Consider the following 16,874-nt stretch of genomic DNA (forward strand, 5'->3'; position numbering starts at 1 on the left):
AGCACTTCCGTAATTGGAAATGCTCGTTTTTGATGTGTTTAGATTCTTAATCTTTATTTTCGTATGCCAAGATCAAGTTCAAGATGATTCCTGTCATGGCTGATATGATAGGGTAGTACCTGAAAGTGTTACTGGACCAAGTTTAAGGATAGCTCCTCCAAGTCCAAGGACCAACATAGCACTTGCGATGATGAGGTTACGCATTTGAGAGAAATCAACACGTTCTTTAATCAAGACCTTCAAACCGTTGCTGGCGATAACCCCATAGAGAAGGATTGACATACCACCAAATACAGTTGATAAAGAGTCACTAAAAAAGGAACCATAACGGTTCCTAAAATTATTAATTACTTGCTCCAGATGTAGCGTCTGCGCCACCACCGTGGCCTCCAGCATCACCTGAATCAGAAGCTCCAGATGTGGCATCTGCGCCACCGTGTCCTCCAGCAGGAGCTGCAGCATTTCCACCAACTAGACGTTGACCAGTTGTATTAAGGTACCAGTCAAGCCATGGTTGGAAATTAAAGATGATTTCATTGATTCCAGCATATGAACCATCTGGATAGTACATTGCTTGGTAATTATGGGTATTAATAACGCCTTCTGGTGTTCCTGGCACAATTGTACGGACATATTCTTGGTCCCCATTACGCAATACGCCGACAACCCATTCAACATTTTTCATTCTAGAATCTGGCAATGTACCGTGTACTGTTCCTAATCTATTTCCTGATTGAGCACGTACACGTTTACCAAACATTGTATCTGGGTCTTGGTGTGCGTTATTAAAGTACAAGAATTGGTTATTATCATCTGCAAATGTCAATTCAAATGGCATTGCCTTCAAGAACATGTCAATTTGGTTAACTGTCAAGATACCGTGGTCTAATTTGACGTAAGTATCTCCAGAAACAGCTCCAACAAGTTCAGCAGCTTTTTCTACCCATTCAGGATCATCTGGATCAACACCTTGGATGGTAGTTGCAATTGAATTTGTACAATATAAATCTTCTGGTTCAATTGGTTTTGGTTTTTTCAATTTTGAAACGACTCCCACATATTTTACAAAGTTGTCCAAGCATGTTTCAAGGAAATTAATAGTTCCTTCATTTGTGATATTGCCCTCTGCGTCAAATGCTTCTTTGGCTTTACCAAGAAGGAATTCGTTACCTGGAAGCGTATAGGCATTAACACCTGGAGCGTCAAGAATCTTACGAAGGTGAACTTGGGCACGAGAAGTACCTTGGTCGTAGTAAGAAGCTCCCACAATCATGACTGGTTTGTTTTCAAATGGATGAACTTCGTATGAAAGCCATTCAAGAACAGATTTAAGAGAAGCTGAGATTGTGTGGTTGTGCTCAGGAGTAGCAATAATGACACCATCAGCACGAGTAATTCTGTTATACAAGAGACGCAATTGGAAACTTTCATCCCATTTTTCGTCTTGGTTAAACATTGGAACTTCGTCAATTTCGAGAACTTCTAATTCAAATTTGAGTTTGAAGTGACGACGGATGAATTCCAAGAGTTTACGGTTATATGATTGATCGTAGTTTGATCCTACAAGTCCAACAAATTTCATTCTTTTTGGTCTCCTATCTTACAAATTTTCCCAGTCAAATTCTTCAGCATCTTTGCGAAGTAGGGCTTGTGCGTTGCGCAATTTTTCTGTAATTTTTACAAAGATACGGAAGTCGTCAAAAGTGGCATCCAGTTTTTTAATAACATCAAGATCTACTAAATCTCCACTTGGGTTGAAGGCTTGAAGAGAATGTGAAAGCAAGAATTCATCTGGAAGGACACTTGCTTTAATTTCTGGAGCATTCAAGATTTGGCGAAGTTGCATTTGAGCACGTGATGAACCAAGCGTACCGTAAGAAGCACCAGTAATCATGATTGGTTTGTTCAAAAGTGGGTAAATACCGTATGACAACCAAGCAAGAGCGCTCATCAAAACAGCTGGGATAGAGTGGTCATACTCAGGAGTACCGATAATAACGCCATCTGCCTCTTCGATTTTAGCAGCAATTTCCAGAATTTCAGCAGGTACTTGCTTGTCAGCTGGCTTGTTAAAGACAGGGATATCCTTGATTTCAACAAGTTCAATTTCAGCTTTGTCAGCAAAGTGTTTTTGCATGTATTGAAGCAATTGACGGTTTGTAGAACGTTTTGAATTTGTTCCAACAATAGCAATAAGTTTTAACATGAGATTTCCTTTCTCTTTTTACATAATACGATTTTAAAACTCCATTGAAACAGTTGTCTCTATAGAGTAGGAATTCCTGAAGAACAGCTTAGGTGACCTTCCTTATCAATGAGGATGACCTCGATGCCCTCCAAACTTTCGACTTGCCAAAGGATAGAAGCAGGTCTTTCTCCAAAGAGTCGAGTTGTCCAGATTTCACCATCAACTGATTTATCAGATATGATTGTTAGACTCGCTAGCTCCGTTTCAACAGGATATCCTGTCTGACTGTCAAAAATGTGATGGTAATCTTTTCCATCGACTGTCAGGTGACGTTCATAAATGCCTGAAGTCACGACAGATTGATTGACAACAGGGATGGTCATTAAGTGATTTCCCCTAGGATTGGCTGGGTCTTGAATCCCGATTTGCCAAGGTTGATTCCCTCTTGCCTGATTTTTTCCAATGGTCAGGATATTCCCTCCCAGATTGATTAAGGCAGATGTCACTCCCTCTTCTCTAAGAAATTGGGCAACCTTATCTGCACTATAACCCTTGGCTAAACAACCTAGATCGATCTTCATTCCTTTCTGTTTTAAAAACACAGTAGAAGTAGAAGAATCTAATTCGATATAATGAGGATTGATTAAAGGGAGCACCGATTCAATTTCTTGAGGTTGGGCAACTTTGGCATCTGAAAAACCGATGCGCCAGGTTTGAATTAAGGGACCAATACTGATGTTGAGATGGCTAGAGGGCGCTAAGCTATGCTCTAACCCAAGTGAAATCAGTTCAAACAGGTCTGGATGAACCTTGACGGGGGCTATTCCAGCTTGATGATTGATTTCCATCAACTCAGATTCTTGGCTATTGGCATTGAAGCGGTATTCGAGATCTCTGAGTAAATCAAAGGATTTCTGGAGCAAGATATCTGCTCGCTCATACACTAATGAAATAGTGATAGTGGTTCCCATTAGGCGTTCAGAATGTGAACTAAGAGGCAAGCTACCAACTCCTTTCTCTTATGAAAAGAAGGTTGAAATATAGTAAATTTATGAAAAATGAACCCCTTACATTTTCTTTCCATGGTACTAGCATACCATAAAGTCAGCGTTTTCACAAATAAAATTTGTAAAGATGTCAAGAAATATGCTCAAGAAATGAAGAAAAATTGCAAGAATCCGTGTTAAGATACAGATTATTTACAATTTTTTACAAAAAAATAGGAAAAATCAGCCAAACTCTTGTAAACGCTAACAGTAAATGTTATACTAGTAGGGTAAATTTAGAATGAAGGTAGGAAATTTTTTATGAGTAAGATCGTTGTAGTCGGTGCTAACCACGCTGGTACAGCATGTATTAATACTATGTTGGATAATTTTGGGAATGAGAACGAAATCGTTGTATTTGACCAAAACTCTAACATCTCTTTCCTAGGATGTGGAATGGCCCTCTGGATTGGTGAACAAATTGACGGTGCTGAAGGCTTGTTCTATTCTGATAAAGAAAAATTGGAAGCTAAAGGTGCTAAAGTTTACATGAACTCACCAGTTCTTTCAATCGACTATGATAACAAAGTAGTTACAGCAGAAGTTGAAGGGAAAGAGCACAAAGAATCATACGAAAAATTGATTTTCGCTACAGGTTCTACACCAATCTTGCCACCAATCGAAGGTGTTGAAATTGTTAAAGGGAACCGCGAATTTAAAGCAACTCTTGAAAATGTACAATTCGTTAAATTGTACCAAAACGCTGAAGAAGTGATTCACAAATTGTCTGATAAGAGTCAACACCTTGACCGTATCGCCGTTGTTGGTGGTGGTTATATCGGTGTTGAACTTGCTGAAGCCTTTGAACGTCTTGGAAAAGAAGTTGTCCTTGTTGATATCGTTGATACTGTTTTGAACGGTTACTATGACAAAGACTTCACACAAATGATGGCGAAGAACTTGGAAGACCACAACATCCGCTTGGCGCTTGGTCAAACTGTTAAAGCAATCGAGGGTGACGGTAAAGTTGAGCGTTTGATTACTGATAAAGAAACTTTCGATGTGGATATGGTTATCCTTGCGGTTGGTTTCCGTCCAAACACAGCCCTTGCTGATGGAAAAATTGAACTCTTCCGTAACGGTGCCTTCCTTGTAGACAAGAAACAAGAAACATCTATCCCAGGCGTTTACGCAGTAGGTGACTGTGCGACTGTTTATGACAACGCTCGTAAAGACACAAGCTACATCGCCCTTGCTTCAAACGCAGTTCGTACTGGTATCGTTGGTGCCTACAACGCTTGTGGCCATGAATTGGAAGGAATCGGTGTGCAAGGTTCAAACGGTATTTCAATCTACGGTCTTCACATGGTTTCAACTGGTTTGACTCTTGAAAAAGCGAAAGCTGCTGGTTACAACGCAACTGAAACAGGCTTTAACGATCTTCAAAAACCAGAATTCATGAAACATGACAACCATGAAGTAGCAATTAAGATTGTCTTTGACAAAGATAGCCGTGAGATTCTTGGTGCCCAAATGGTTTCACACGATTCTGCAATCAGCATGGGAATCCACATGTTCTCACTTGCTATCCAAGAGCATGTGACAATTGATAAATTGGCATTGACAGACCTCTTCTTCTTGCCACACTTCAACAAACCATACAACTACATCACAATGGCTGCACTTACAGCTGAAAAATAAAATTTGATGAACTATCTGGCCTTAAGTTAAGGTCAGATAGTTTTTTAATTAATCTGTACCCACACAATTACGTTTTTTTTATCTTGTGATTCCTTCTGTTCTGAATTAAAATGAAATGGTAGCTACCAATATAAATGATGAGGAAAAAGAAATGACTGAAAATCGTTATGAATTAAATAAAAACTTGGCACAGATGCTCAAGGGTGGGGTTATCATGGACGTTCAGAACCCTGAACAGGCACGTATTGCAGAAGCTGCTGGTGCGGCAGCTGTGATGGCCTTGGAGCGGATTCCGGCTGATATCCGTGCAGCTGGTGGTGTTTCCCGCATGAGTGATCCAAAGATGATTAAGGAAATCCAAGAAGCAGTTAGTATTCCAGTGATGGCCAAGGTCAGAATCGGGCACTTTGTTGAAGCCCAGATTTTAGAGGCTATTGAAATTGACTATATCGATGAGAGTGAAGTTTTATCTCCAGCAGACGACCGTTTCCATGTGGACAAGAAAGAATTCCAAGTTCCTTTTGTTTGTGGTGCTAAGGATTTGGGTGAAGCCTTGCGTCGTATCGCTGAGGGTGCTTCTATGATTCGTACTAAAGGAGAACCGGGTACAGGAGATATCGTTCAAGCTGTACGTCATATGCGTATGATGAATCAGGAAATTCGCCGCATTCAAAACCTACGTAAGGATGAGCTCTATGTTGCTGCCAAGGACTTGCAAGTCCCTGTAGAATTGGTTCAATACGTCCATGAGCATGGGAAATTGCCAGTTGTAAACTTCGCTGCTGGGGGAGTTGCAACGCCAGCAGATGCAGCGCTAATGATGCAATTAGGGGCAGAGGGGGTCTTTGTCGGTTCAGGTATTTTCAAGTCAGGAGATCCTGTTAAACGAGCGAGCGCCATTGTCAAAGCGGTAACTAACTTCCGTAATCCTCAAATCCTAGCTCAAATCTCTGAAGATTTAGGAGAAGCCATGGTTGGTATCAATGAAAATGAAATCCAAATCCTCATGGCTGAGCGAGGAAAATAGATGAAAATTGGAATATTGGCCTTGCAAGGTGCCTTTGCAGAACATGCAAAAGTGCTAGATCAATTAGGTGTCGAGAGTGTTGAAATCAGAAATCTAGATGATTTTCAGCAGCATCAGAATGGCTTGTCGGGTTTGATTTTGCCTGGTGGTGAATCTACAACCATGGGCAAGCTCTTACGAGACCAGGATATGTTGCTTCCTATCCGAGAAGCCATTCTATCTGGTTTACCAGCCTTTGGAACCTGTGCGGGCTTGATTTTGCTGGCTAAGGAAATCATTTCTCAGAAAGAAAGTCATCTTGGAACTATGGATATGGTGGTCGAGCGCAATGCCTATGGGCGCCAATTAGGAAGTTTCTACACGGAAGCAGAATGTAAGGGAGTCGGTCAGATTCCAATGACCTTTATTCGAGGTCCGATTATCAGTAGTGTTGGAGAAGATGTAGAAATTCTAGCAACAGTGGACAATCAAATCGTTGCAGCCCAAGAAAAAAATATGCTGGTAACTTCTTTTCATCCAGAATTGACTGATGATGTGCGCTTGCACCAGTACTTTATAAATATGTGTGACAAAAAGATAGTGGAATAAAAATTGATAAATCAAGCTTCGATTCGCTTTTTCCAAAGAATCATTTTTTAAGTCATCTGACAGTATTCTGTGATGTTAGATTTATTTACGATAAATTAGAAAAGAATGATTGTTTTGACTTAGCGCATACAGCTTATATGCTGAATATGGTGTTCAAGTATCTTTTATTTATTGAAAGCACTTTAGAGGATGGAGTTAAAATACTATTCTATACTGCTTAATACTCTTAGAAAATCTCTTCAAACCACGTCAGTTTCACCTTGCCGTAGGTATGGTTACTGACTTCGTCAGTTCTATCCACAACCTCAAAACAGTGTTTTGAGCTGACTTCGTCAGTTTTATCTGCAACCTCAAAGCTGTATTTTGAGCAACCTGCGGTTAGCTTCCTATTTTGCTCTTTGATTTTCGTTGAGTATAAAAATGATGTATAGGACTGGTCAAAAAGATCACTTCGAAAATAGCAAAAAACGAGTATCTCTACAGATGGAGATACTCGTTCTATTATGTGACTATTAGTCCGTCTCGCTCCGTTAGGTGCGAGACAAAAAAACCACCCGCTATGCGGGTGCGCGTCGAAGGTTATACCAAAAAAACTCCGAACGCGATACAATAAAGGTGTTCAAGCCAATTGTAAAGCGAAAGGAGAAAAATATGGCACAAAAGGCTCATAGTTTATCGCACACAAAGTGGCACTGTAAGTATCACATTGTGTTCACCCCTAAGTATAGACGAAAAGTCATCTATAATCAATATCGAAGTAGTTTAGGCGAAATATTTCATCGCTTGTGTAGTTATAAAGGAGTTGAAATTATCGAGGGTCACTTAATGCCAGACCATGTACACATGTTAGTAAGTATTCCACCGAGGATAAGTGTTTCGAGTTTCATGGGTTATTTAAAAGGAAAAAGTGCACTCATGATGTTTGACAAACACGCCAATCTCAAGTATAAGTTTGGGAATCGGCATTTCTGGGCGGAAGGTTATTATGTGAGTACAGTAGGACTTAATGAAGCCACAATTAAGAAATATATTCAAGAACAGGAAAAGCATGATATAGCACTAGATAAATTAAGTGTAAAAGAATATGAGGATCCCTTTAGGGATAGTGGTAAGTAATACTAAAGCCTCTTTGAGAGGCAAGTGACGAGTCAAGAGCAATAAGGCTTGAACAAAGTGAAAGCCAGCGTCTTTAGGCGCTGGCTGGTAATTTGGGCTTATAGCCCTGGAACAAACCACCCGTTTGACGGGTGGTCATGATTATGTGTGAAGCTATGAGTCTGTCTTGCTCCATAGGATGCGCGTAGAAGTTTATACCAAAAAAATTCCAAAAGCGACACAATAAAGGAGATTAAGACAATTTTAAATTTTTTTTGAGATGTAGGTAATGAGTTAAAATCAATGGCGGTTAAACAGGGTGAAAAGGATCAAGCAAAAAGTCTTTAAAATCAAAAAAACGCATAATATCAGGTGTTTTACAACGTTTTTTATTTTATTCTTTGGTATTCTTTTGCAAAAAAAGAATACAACATTTTGTTGTATCCTAAATATTAAATCAAGTCCTGAATTTTCTTAAGTTTTTATCATATTTTCTGTTATAATTAAGGTGCCTTAAGAAAAATAATGAAAAAACTAAATGTTTTTCATATAGTTTTCATTTTTGTGTTATAATTAAGGTGCCTTAAGAAAAATATTAAGGTGCCTTAAGAAAAATAATGAAAAAACTAAATGTTTTTCATATAGTTTTCATTGTTTTAATAGTTTAAAGTCAATCTTATTTTTCTCTAATAGAAAATAATGAAAAAGTAGGTTTAGAAAGAGGTAAGTATCTATGTCTTCTCATAAAAAAGTGTCACTCTCTGAGATTAATCAATCTATCGATACTCCAAATAACAATCATTTCTGGCAAAATTTAAATGCCTTTTTAGGTCCGGGTGCTCTTGTCGCAGTTGGTTATATGGATCCAGGAAACTGGATTACCAGTGTAGTCGGTGGTGCTTCCTATAAGTATAGTCTCTTGTTTGTTATCTTGATTTCATCTCTCATTGCCATGCAACTTCAGCAGATGGCAGGAAAGCTTGGTATTGTAACCCAGATGGACCTGGCTCAAGCAACGGCTCATCATTCACCTAAATGGCTTCGTTATAGTCTATGGGTGATTTTAGAATTAGCCTTGATGGCGACAGATCTGGCAGAAGTTCTAGGTTCAGCGATTGCTCTCAATCTTCTCTTTAAGATTCCGATTATGATAGCAATTCTCTTGACCGTGTTGGATGTTTTTCTCTTATTGCTTCTGATGAAATTTGGCTTTAAGAAGATTGAAGCTATTGTGACAACACTGATTTTAACGATTTTAGCAATCTTTACTTATCTGGTAGCTTTATCAAATCCAAGTTTCCAAGGAATCGCTGAGGGTTATTTACCCAATTCGACCTTATTTGAGAGTCCTTTGCCAGGTCATGAAAGTCAATTAACTTTAGCTCTGGGGATTGTAGGTGCGACGGTTATGCCTCATAACCTCTATTTGCATTCTTCCTTGTCTCAAACTCGGAAAATCAATCACAAGGACAAGGATGATGTTCGAAAAGCGGTGCGCTTTATGACCTGGGATTCAAATCTCCAATTATCCTTGGCCTTTGTGGTTAACTCCCTTCTATTAATTCTCGGGGCGGCTCTCTTTTTCGGCCATGCATCTGAGATTTCTGCCTTCTCTCAAATGTATAATGCCTTGCAGGATTCTACTATTGCAGGAGCTATAGCTAGCTCGACCTTATCAACCTTGTTTGCCTTGGCTTTATTAGCCAGTGGTCAAAATTCGACAATTACGGGTACCTTGACTGGACAAATCGTTATGGAAGGTTTCTTGCATATGAGATTACCTCAATGGTTCATTCGTTTGGCAACTCGTCTCTTTGCCTTGTTGCCTGTCATGATTGTAGCGGTTCTGTTTGGTCATCAGGAAAAAACATTGGATCAGTTATTGGTTTATTCACAAGTCTTTCTTTCGATTGCTCTTCCATTTTCAATCTTCCCACTGATTTATCTAACTTCTAAGAAATCACTGATGGGAGAATTTACCAATGCCAAATGGAATACCATCCTTGGCTATATCGTTTCCATTATCTTAACAATTCTCAATGTGAAATTGTTATTTGATATTTTCTAAGAAATTCACCCGAGTTATAAAACAAGCATATAAGAAAAAAGATACCCAAGATTTCTTGGGTATCTTTTTTAAAATAAACGGAAGACATGGGATTCGAACCCACGCACGCTGTTACACGCCTACCGCGTTTCCAACACGGCCTCTTAAGCCTCTTGAGTAATCTTCCAATACTTACTCAAATAGTCTACCATAAAGGTTCTTATCTTGCAATTAAAAATTTTTGAAATGAGAAAAATGATAGAATTTGAAAGAAAATGATAAAAAATGTTTGACTTTAAAAGAAAGTGTGATAGAATGAATAGTGTAAACGATAACAGGAGGTGATTCAGTGTTAAAAACAGAGCGGAAGCAACTGATTTTAGAGGAGTTAAATCAACATCATGTAGTTTCTCTAGAGAAATTAGTTAGTTTGCTAGAAACGTCAGAATCAACGGTTCGAAGAGATTTGGATGAATTGGAAGCTGAAAACAAGCTTCGTCGCGTGCATGGTGGAGCAGAATTGCCCCATTCCTTGCAGGAAGAAGAAACCATTCAAGAAAAATCTGTCAAAAACCTTCAAGAGAAGAAGTTGCTGGCTCAGAAAGCAGCCTCTCTCATCAAGGAACAAGATGTCATCTTTATCGATGCTGGAACAACTACAGCCTTTTTGATTCATGAATTGGTCAATAAGAATGTTACAGTCGTGACCAACTCGATTCACCATGCAGCTCAGTTGGTTGAAAAGCAGATTCCGACTGTCATGGTTGGAGGAAGTGTCAAGATGGCGACAGATGCGAGCATCGGGGGAGTTGCTCTTAACCAGATTAACCAATTGCACTTTGACCGTGCCTTTATCGGGATGAATGGTGTAGATGATGGCTATTATACGACTCCTGATATGGAGGAGGGAGCTGTGAAGCGAGCTATTTTAGAGAATGCCAAACAGACCTATGTCTTGGTGGATTCGTCAAAAATTGGACAAACTTGCTTTGCTAAGGTAGCACCACTCAAACGAGCTATTGTTATCACAAGTCAAGGGCATGAGCTCTTGCAGGCTATTAAGGAGAAAACGGAGGTAATAGAAGTATGATTTATACAGTCACACTTAATCCATCCATTGACTATATTGTCCGTTTGGACCAAGTCCAAGTCGGTAGTGTCAATCGAATGGATAGTGATGATAAGTTTGCTGGTGGGAAAGGAATCAATGTCAGTCGTGTTTTGAAACGCTTGGATATTCCAAATACAGCGACGGGATTTATCGGTGGCTTTACTGGTAAATTTATTACAGATACTTTGGCAGAGGAAGAAATCGAGACACGTTTTGTCCAAGTGGCAGAAGATACTCGTATCAATGTTAAAATCAAAGCAGACCAAGAGACAGAAATCAACGGAACGGGTCCAAATGTCGAACCAGCCCAGTTAGAAGAGTTGAAAGCTATTTTGTCTAGTTTGACTGCAGAAGACACGGTTGTATTTGCGGGTTCAAGTGCTAAAAATCTAGGCAATGTTATCTATAAGGATTTGATTGCCTTGACGCGTCAGACGGGTGCGCAAGTGGTTTGTGACTTTGAAGGCCAGACCTTGATTGATAGTTTGGAATACCAACCGCTCTTGGTCAAACCAAACAATCATGAACTTGGAGCTATCTTTGGAGTGAAACTCGAAAGTTTAGATGAAATTGAGAAATACGCTCGTGAGTTACTGGCTAAAGGTGCTCAAAATGTTATTATCTCTATGGCTGGTGATGGTGCTCTTCTTGTCACATCTGAGGGAGCTTACTTTGCTAAACCAATCAAAGGGACAGTCAAAAATTCAGTTGGGGCTGGTGATTCTATGGTTGCTGGATTCACAGGTGAATTTGTCAAATCAAAAGACGCAGTAGAAGCCTTCAAATGGGGAGTGGCTTGCGGAACGGCAACCACCTTCTCAGATGACTTGGCAACAGCAGAATTTATTAAAGAAACATATGAAAAAGTTGAGGTAGAAAAAAGATGAAAATTCAAGACCTATTGAGAAAAGATGTCATGTTGCTGGATTTGCAGGCGACTGAAAAAACAGATGTCATCGACGAGATGATTAAAAGTTTGACAGACCACGGTTATGTGACAGATTTTGAAACTTTTAAAGAAGGAATTTTGGCGCGTGAAGCTTTGACTTCTACAGGTTTGGGTGACGGTATAGCAATGCCTCACAGCAAAAACGCTGCTGTCAAAGAAGCGACTGTTCTCTTTGCTAAGTCAAACAAGGGTGTTGATTATGAGAGCTTGGATGGACAAGCAACTGACCTCTTCTTCATGATTGCGGCTCCAGAAGGTGCCAATGATACTCACTTGGCAGCCTTGGCAGAATTGTCTCAATACTTGATGAAAGACGGTTTTGCAGACAAACTTCGTCAAGCAACATCAGCTGACCAAGTCATTGAACTTTTTGACAAAGCTTCTGAAAAAACTGAGGAACCTGCTCAAGCACCTACCAATGACTCTGGTGACTTTATCGTAGCTGTTACAGCTTGTACAACAGGTATTGCCCATACTTACATGGCCCAAGAAGCTCTTCAAAAAGTAGCTGCTGAAATGGGGGTTGGTATCAAGGTCGAAACCAACGGTGCTAGCGGTGTTGGTAACCAACTAACTGCGGAAGACATTCGTAAGGCTAAAGCTGTTATCATCGCAGCAGACAAGGCTGTTGAAATGGATCGATTTGATGGAAAACCATTGATCAATCGTCCAGTTGCTGACGGTATCCGTAAGACAGAAGAGTTAATTAATTTGGCTCTTTCAGGAGATGCTGAAGTCTACCGTGCCGCTAATGGTGCAAAAGCTGCAACAGCCTCTAACGAAAAACAAAGCCTTGGTGGTGCCTTCTATAAACACTTGATGAGTGGTGTATCCCAAATGTTGCCATTCGTTATCGGTGGTGGTATCATGATTGCCCTTGCCTTCTTGATTGACGGTGCTTTGGGTGTTCCGAATGAAAACCTTGGCAATCTTGGTTCTTACCATGAGTTGGCTTCTATGTTCATGAAAATTGGTGGTGCAGCCTTTGGATTGATGCTCCCAGTCTTTGCAGGTTATGTTGCCTACTCTATCGCTGAAAAACCAGGTTTGGTAGCAGGTTTCGTGGCTGGTGCTATTGCTAAAGAAGGTTTTGCCTTTGGTAAAATTCCTTATGCTGCAGGTGGTGAAGCAACTTCAACTCTTGCAGGTGTCTCATCTGGTTTCCTAGGTGCCCTTGTTGGTGGATTTATCGCAGGTGCTTTGGTTCTTGCTATCAAGAAATATGTCAAAGTTCCTCGTTCACTTGAAGGTGCTAAATCAATCCTTCTCTTACCACTTCTTGGAACAATCTTGACAGGGTTTGTTATGCTAGCTGTTAATATCCCAATGGCAGCAATCAACACTGCCATGAATGATTTCCTAGGCGGTCTTGGTGGAGGCTCAGCTGTCCTTCTTGGTATCGTCCTTGGAGGAATGATGGCTGTTGATATGGGTGGACCAGTTAATAAAGCAGCCTATGTCTTTGGTACAGGTACGCTTGCAGCAACTGTTTCTTCAGGTGGTTCTGTGGCTATGGCAGCAGTTATGGCTGGAGGAATGGTGCCACCACTTGCAATCTTTGTCGCAACTCTTCTTTTCAAAGATAAATTTACTAAGGAAGAACGCAACTCTGGTTTGACAAACATCATCATGGGCTTGTCATTTATCACTGAGGGAGCGATTCCATTTGGTGCCGCTGATCCAGCTCGTGCGATCCCAAGCTTCATCCTTGGTTCAGCAGTAGCAGGTGGCCTCGTTGGTCTTACTGGTATCAAACTCATGGCGCCACACGGAGGAATCTTCGTTATCGCCCTTACTTCAAATGCTCTCCTTTACCTCGTTGCTGTCTTGGTAGGAGCAATCGTAAGTGGTGTGGTCTATGGTTACCTACGCAAACCCCAAGCATAAAAAGGATTAGAATAGAAAGATTGTTACCATTTGGTGCAATCTTTTTCTCTATTCGAAATGGCTGTGAAATATGGTATAATAGAAGAATGGCAAACAAGAATACTACAAAAACAAGACGGAGACCGTCTAAAGCAGAACTCGAAAGAAAACAGGCTATACAGAGGATGTTGATTTCCTTAGGAATTGCCTTATTGTTGATCATTGCAGCCCTCAAGCTTGGTGCGGCGGGTATCACCCTTTATAATCTCATTCGACTGGTGGTCGGAAGTTTGGCCTATGTGGCCATTGGTGCCCTCCTCATTTATCTCTTTCTATTTAAATGGATCCGTAAGCAAGAAGGACTCCTATCAGGCTTTTTCACCATATTTGCAGGTTTGCTCTTGGTTTTTGAGGCCTACTTGGTTTGGAAATATGGTTTGGACAAGTCCGTTCTAAAAGGAACCATGGCTCAGGTTGTGACGGATTTGACTGGTTTTCGAACGACCAGTTTTGCTGGAGGGGGCTTGATTGGGGTCGCTCTTTATATTCCAACTGCCTTTCTCTTCTCAAATATCGGTACTTACTTTATTGGTTCTATCTTGATTTTAGTGGGTGCTCTCCTCGTCAGCTCTTGGTCTGTTTACGATATTGCTGAATTTTGCAGTAAAGGCTTTGCCAAATGGCGAGAAGGGCATGAGCGTCGAAAAGAGGAACGCTTTGTTAAACAAGAAGAAAAAGCTCGTCAAAAAGCTGAGGAAGAAGCTAAATTAAAAAAAGAAGCAGCTGAAAAGGCCTTACTTGATTTGCCTCCTGTTGATATGGAAACGGGTGAAATTCTGACTGATGATGTTGTGCTTGACGTTCCTCCTGTTCCAGAAGAAGAGTGGGTGGAACCAGAAATCATCTTGCCTCAAGCTGAACTTGAATTCGCTGAACAGGAAGATGGCTCTGATGATGAAGATGTTCAGGTCGATTTTTCAGCCAAGGAGGCTCTTGAGTACAAACTTCCAAGCTTACAACTCTTTGCACCTGATAAACCCAAAGACCAGTCTAAAGAGAAGAAAATTGTTCGAGAAAATATCAAAATTCTAGAAGAAACCTTTGCTAGCTTTGGTATTAAGGTAACGGTTGAACGGGCCGAAATTGGACCATCCGTGACTAAGTATGAAGTCAAGCCAGCAGTGGGTGTAAGGGTTAACCGCATTTCCAATCTAGCAGATGACCTCGCTCTAGCCTTGGCAGCCAAGGATGTCCGAATCGAAGCACCTATCCCAGGGAAATCTTTAGTGGGAATCGAAGTACCTAACTCCGAGATTGCGACAGTTTCTTTCCGCGAACTATGGGAACAATCTCAAACGAAAGCAGAAAATCTCTTGGAAATTCCTTTAGGGAAGGCTGTTAATGGAACCGCAAGAGCTTTTGACCTTTCTAAAATGCCTCACTTGCTCGTCGCAGGTTCAACGGGATCAGGGAAGTCGGTAGCAGTTAACGGCATTATTGCTAGCATCCTCATGAAGGCGAGACCTGACCAAGTTAAATTTATGATGGTTGACCCTAAGATGGTTGAGTTGTCTGTTTACAATGACATTCCTCATCTCTTGATTCCAGTTGTGACCAATCCACGCAAAGCCAGCAAGGCCCTGCAAAAGGTTGTGGATGAGATGGAAAATCGTTATGAACTCTTTGCCAAGGTGGGAGTTCGGAATATTGCAGGCTTTAATGCCAAGGTAGAAGAGTTCAATGCCCAGTCTGAATACAAGCAGGTTCCGCTACCGCTCATTGTCGTGATTGTGGATGAGTTGGCTGACCTCATGATGGTTGCCAGTAAGGAAGTGGAAGATGCCATCATTCGTCTTGGGCAGAAGGCGCGTGCTGCAGGTATCCACATGATTCTTGCAACACAGCGTCCATCGGTTGATGTCATCTCTGGTCTGATTAAGGCAAATGTCCCATCTCGAGTGGCTTTTGCGGTTTCATCAGGGACAGACTCCCGTACTATCTTGGATGAAAATGGAGCTGAGAAACTACTTGGTCGAGGTGACATGCTCTTTAAACCGATTGATGAAAATCATCCAGTTCGTCTCCAAGGCTCCTTTATCTCGGATGATGATGTCGAGCGCATCGTAAACTTCATCAAGGCTCAGGCAGATGCTGACTACGATGAGAGTTTTGATCCAGGTGAGGTTTCTGAAAATGAAGGAGAATTTTCAGATGGTGATTCTGGTGGTGATCCGCTTTTTGAAGAAGCCAAAGCTCTAGTCATTGAGACCCAGAAAGCCAGCGCATCCATGATTCAGCGTCGTTTGTCAGTTGGATTTAACCGTGCGACCCGCCTTATGGAAGAACTCGAAATGGCAGGTGTCATTGGTCCAGCTGAAGGTACCAAACCAAGAAAAGTATTGCAACAATAAATTTCTCTCTTATACGGAAATGTGAACCTGACGTGATTTGAAGAGATTTTTGAAGCGGATTATCTATGATGTATAATTAATTGAATCTAAAATAGTACGAAACGAATTTTAAAGTATGAAATTGATTTGAATTCCCTAATAAATTTGTTCACATTTTATTCAAACACTATATCAAGCTGAAACAGGTTTAGAATTTCTTTTAGATATATGAAGACTCCCCTTATAGTTTCTAGTGAATATTTGTTTTTCACTAGAAACTATAAGGGGAGCTTTTGTACTCATGTATGAGATAGATTTCTTTTTTTGTTTTATTAAGCTGCATAGCTCACTTTTCAGTAGGAATCAGCTATTGTATTCGCTAGCTGTTAGCTGACATCAATTCACTACTGTTTAAAATTTTGAGAGTTCTGCAGTTTTTGAGTTCAGTTTCTGTTTATTCACCAAAGAAAAATGGTGGGGCGAACCGTTTCAGCTCTTCAAAGCAATGTTGGGCTGCCTCTGCATCTTCACAGATGACAAGGCAGACATCATCACCACAGAGGGTAGCGATAGCGTCAGGGAAACTCAAAGCATCAATGATAGAACCAAATGATTGAGCCAGTCCAGGAAGGGTTTTTAGTAGGACTTGGTGTTGAACTGGGCGCATCAAGACAAGGGCATCTTCCATGTAGAGTTCGAGGCGTTTTTCCCATTTTGAGATAGAGCCTGTATTTAGCACATAGTAAGAGTTATCTTCTTCTCGTACTTTTGAGAGGTTCATACTTTTAATATCTCTCGAAAGTGTCGCTTGTGTAACTTGAATATCATTATCAGCAAGAAGAGCTTGTAGCTCAGCTTGAGTATGAATCTTGTTTTTCGTTACAAGAGCTCGTATGAGTTGGTGTCGGTGTTCAGATTTATTCATA

13 protein-coding genes, 1 tRNA gene and 1 pseudogene are annotated in these 16,874 nt (G+C 40.7%); 9 read left to right on the plus strand and 6 right to left on the minus strand.

The genetic code is table 11. The features are described from left to right. Positions 1-46: 46 nt before the first annotated feature. The 4 genes and pseudogenes from QS39_RS06900 to QS39_RS06915 form a co-directional block, all read right to left on the minus strand. Positions 47-294 (minus strand): annotated as a pseudogene (locus QS39_RS06900) (solute carrier family 23 protein); the annotation flags it as partial. 49 nt (positions 295-343) lie between these two features. Continuing rightward, the gene (locus QS39_RS06905) at positions 344-1,582 is read right to left on the minus strand and encodes an NAD(P)H-dependent oxidoreductase (RefSeq protein ID WP_077805036.1); all 1,239 of its coding nucleotides are present in this window, start codon (positions 1,580-1,582) and stop codon (positions 344-346) included. Positions 1,583-1,600: 18 nt separating this feature from the next. Further along, a complete protein-coding gene (locus QS39_RS06910; protein ID WP_077805037.1) occupies positions 1,601-2,206 on the minus strand; it encodes an NADPH-dependent FMN reductase in 606 nt (201 codons plus the stop codon). A gap of 59 nt (positions 2,207-2,265) precedes the next feature. Then, positions 2,266-3,189: an FAD:protein FMN transferase gene (locus QS39_RS06915; RefSeq protein ID WP_077805038.1), complete on the minus strand. Its 924-nt coding sequence runs from the start codon at positions 3,187-3,189 to the stop codon at positions 2,266-2,268. A gap of 306 nt (positions 3,190-3,495) precedes the next feature. On the opposite strand from QS39_RS06915, the gene nox reads away from it, so the two are divergent. The 5 genes from nox to QS39_RS06945 all read left to right on the plus strand — a co-directional run bounded on the left by nox (position 3,496) and on the right by QS39_RS06945 (position 9,653). Next, positions 3,496-4,875: a H2O-forming NADH oxidase gene (nox, locus tag QS39_RS06920; RefSeq protein WP_024057824.1), complete on the plus strand. Its 1,380-nt coding sequence runs from the start codon at positions 3,496-3,498 to the stop codon at positions 4,873-4,875. A 151-nt stretch (positions 4,876-5,026) separates the two neighbouring features. Further along, on the plus strand, positions 5,027-5,902 hold the full coding sequence (gene pdxS, locus QS39_RS06925; protein ID WP_016398800.1) for a pyridoxal 5'-phosphate synthase lyase subunit PdxS: 876 nt from the start codon (positions 5,027-5,029) through the stop codon (positions 5,900-5,902). Then, on the plus strand, positions 5,903-6,490 hold the full coding sequence (gene pdxT, locus QS39_RS06930; protein ID WP_077805039.1) for a pyridoxal 5'-phosphate synthase glutaminase subunit PdxT: 588 nt from the start codon (positions 5,903-5,905) through the stop codon (positions 6,488-6,490). A gap of 651 nt (positions 6,491-7,141) precedes the next feature. Beyond that, entirely contained in the window at positions 7,142-7,606 is a 465-nt protein-coding gene (gene tnpA / locus QS39_RS06940; protein ID WP_000057429.1) for an IS200/IS605 family transposase, read from the plus strand. Positions 7,607-8,318: 712 nt separating this feature from the next. Beyond that, positions 8,319-9,653 (plus strand): Nramp family divalent metal transporter, encoded by a 1,335-nt coding sequence (locus QS39_RS06945; RefSeq protein ID WP_064276891.1) that lies wholly within the window; start codon positions 8,319-8,321, stop codon positions 9,651-9,653. A 78-nt stretch (positions 9,654-9,731) separates the two neighbouring features. On the opposite strand, the gene QS39_RS06950 is transcribed toward QS39_RS06945, so the two are convergent. Next, positions 9,732-9,819 (minus strand) — tRNA-Ser (locus QS39_RS06950). Positions 9,820-9,981: 162 nt separating this feature from the next. Between QS39_RS06950 and QS39_RS06955 the strand changes: the two genes are divergently transcribed. The 4 genes from QS39_RS06955 (at position 9,982) to QS39_RS06970 (ending at position 15,969) form a co-directional block, all read left to right on the plus strand. Then, positions 9,982-10,722: a DeoR/GlpR family DNA-binding transcription regulator gene (locus tag QS39_RS06955; protein WP_000920654.1), complete on the plus strand. Its 741-nt coding sequence runs from the start codon at positions 9,982-9,984 to the stop codon at positions 10,720-10,722. Beyond that, a complete protein-coding gene (pfkB, locus tag QS39_RS06960) occupies positions 10,719-11,630 on the plus strand; it encodes a 1-phosphofructokinase (protein WP_077805040.1) in 912 nt (303 codons plus the stop codon). Before QS39_RS06955 ends, pfkB begins: the two co-directional genes overlap by 4 nt. Continuing rightward, a complete protein-coding gene (locus QS39_RS06965) occupies positions 11,627-13,579 on the plus strand; it encodes a fructose-specific PTS transporter subunit EIIC (RefSeq protein ID WP_077805041.1) in 1,953 nt (650 codons plus the stop codon). Before pfkB ends, QS39_RS06965 begins: the two co-directional genes overlap by 4 nt. An 86-nt stretch (positions 13,580-13,665) precedes the next feature. Then, the gene (locus QS39_RS06970; RefSeq protein WP_077805042.1) at positions 13,666-15,969 is read left to right on the plus strand and encodes a DNA translocase FtsK; all 2,304 of its coding nucleotides are present in this window, start codon (positions 13,666-13,668) and stop codon (positions 15,967-15,969) included. Between the two features lie 433 nt (positions 15,970-16,402). On the opposite strand, the gene QS39_RS06975 is transcribed toward QS39_RS06970, so the two are convergent. Then, entirely contained in the window at positions 16,403-16,873 is a 471-nt protein-coding gene (locus QS39_RS06975; RefSeq protein ID WP_033677026.1) for an arginine repressor, read from the minus strand. Position 16,874: the final 1 nt, after the last annotated feature.

Origin of the sequence: Streptococcus mitis, from assembly GCF_002005545.1 — a bacterium.
In the GTDB taxonomy this organism is placed as follows: Bacteria; Bacillota; Bacilli; order Lactobacillales; family Streptococcaceae; genus Streptococcus; species Streptococcus mitis_I.

Bases quoted from the DNA above. Each gene is read 5' to 3' on its own strand.
- QS39_RS06905 (WP_077805036.1), bottom strand. From the start codon at position 1,582: ATGAAATTTGTTGGACTTGTAGGATCAAACTACGATCAATCATATAAC.
- QS39_RS06910 (WP_077805037.1), bottom strand. From the start codon at position 2,206: ATGTTAAAACTTATTGCTATTGTTGGAACAAATTCAAAACGTTCTACA.
- nox (WP_024057824.1), top strand. From the start codon at position 3,496: ATGAGTAAGATCGTTGTAGTCGGTGCTAACCACGCTGGTACAGCATGT.
- pdxS (WP_016398800.1), top strand. From the start codon at position 5,027: ATGACTGAAAATCGTTATGAATTAAATAAAAACTTGGCACAGATGCTC.
- pdxT (WP_077805039.1), top strand. From the start codon at position 5,903: ATGAAAATTGGAATATTGGCCTTGCAAGGTGCCTTTGCAGAACATGCA.
- tnpA (WP_000057429.1), top strand. From the start codon at position 7,142: ATGGCACAAAAGGCTCATAGTTTATCGCACACAAAGTGGCACTGTAAG.
- QS39_RS06945 (WP_064276891.1), top strand. From the start codon at position 8,319: ATGTCTTCTCATAAAAAAGTGTCACTCTCTGAGATTAATCAATCTATC.
- pfkB (WP_077805040.1), top strand. From the start codon at position 10,719: ATGATTTATACAGTCACACTTAATCCATCCATTGACTATATTGTCCGT.
- QS39_RS06965 (WP_077805041.1), top strand. From the start codon at position 11,627: ATGAAAATTCAAGACCTATTGAGAAAAGATGTCATGTTGCTGGATTTG.
- QS39_RS06970 (WP_077805042.1), top strand. From the start codon at position 13,666: ATGGCAAACAAGAATACTACAAAAACAAGACGGAGACCGTCTAAAGCA.
- QS39_RS06975 (WP_033677026.1), bottom strand. From the start codon at position 16,873: ATGAATAAATCTGAACACCGACACCAACTCATACGAGCTCTTGTAACG.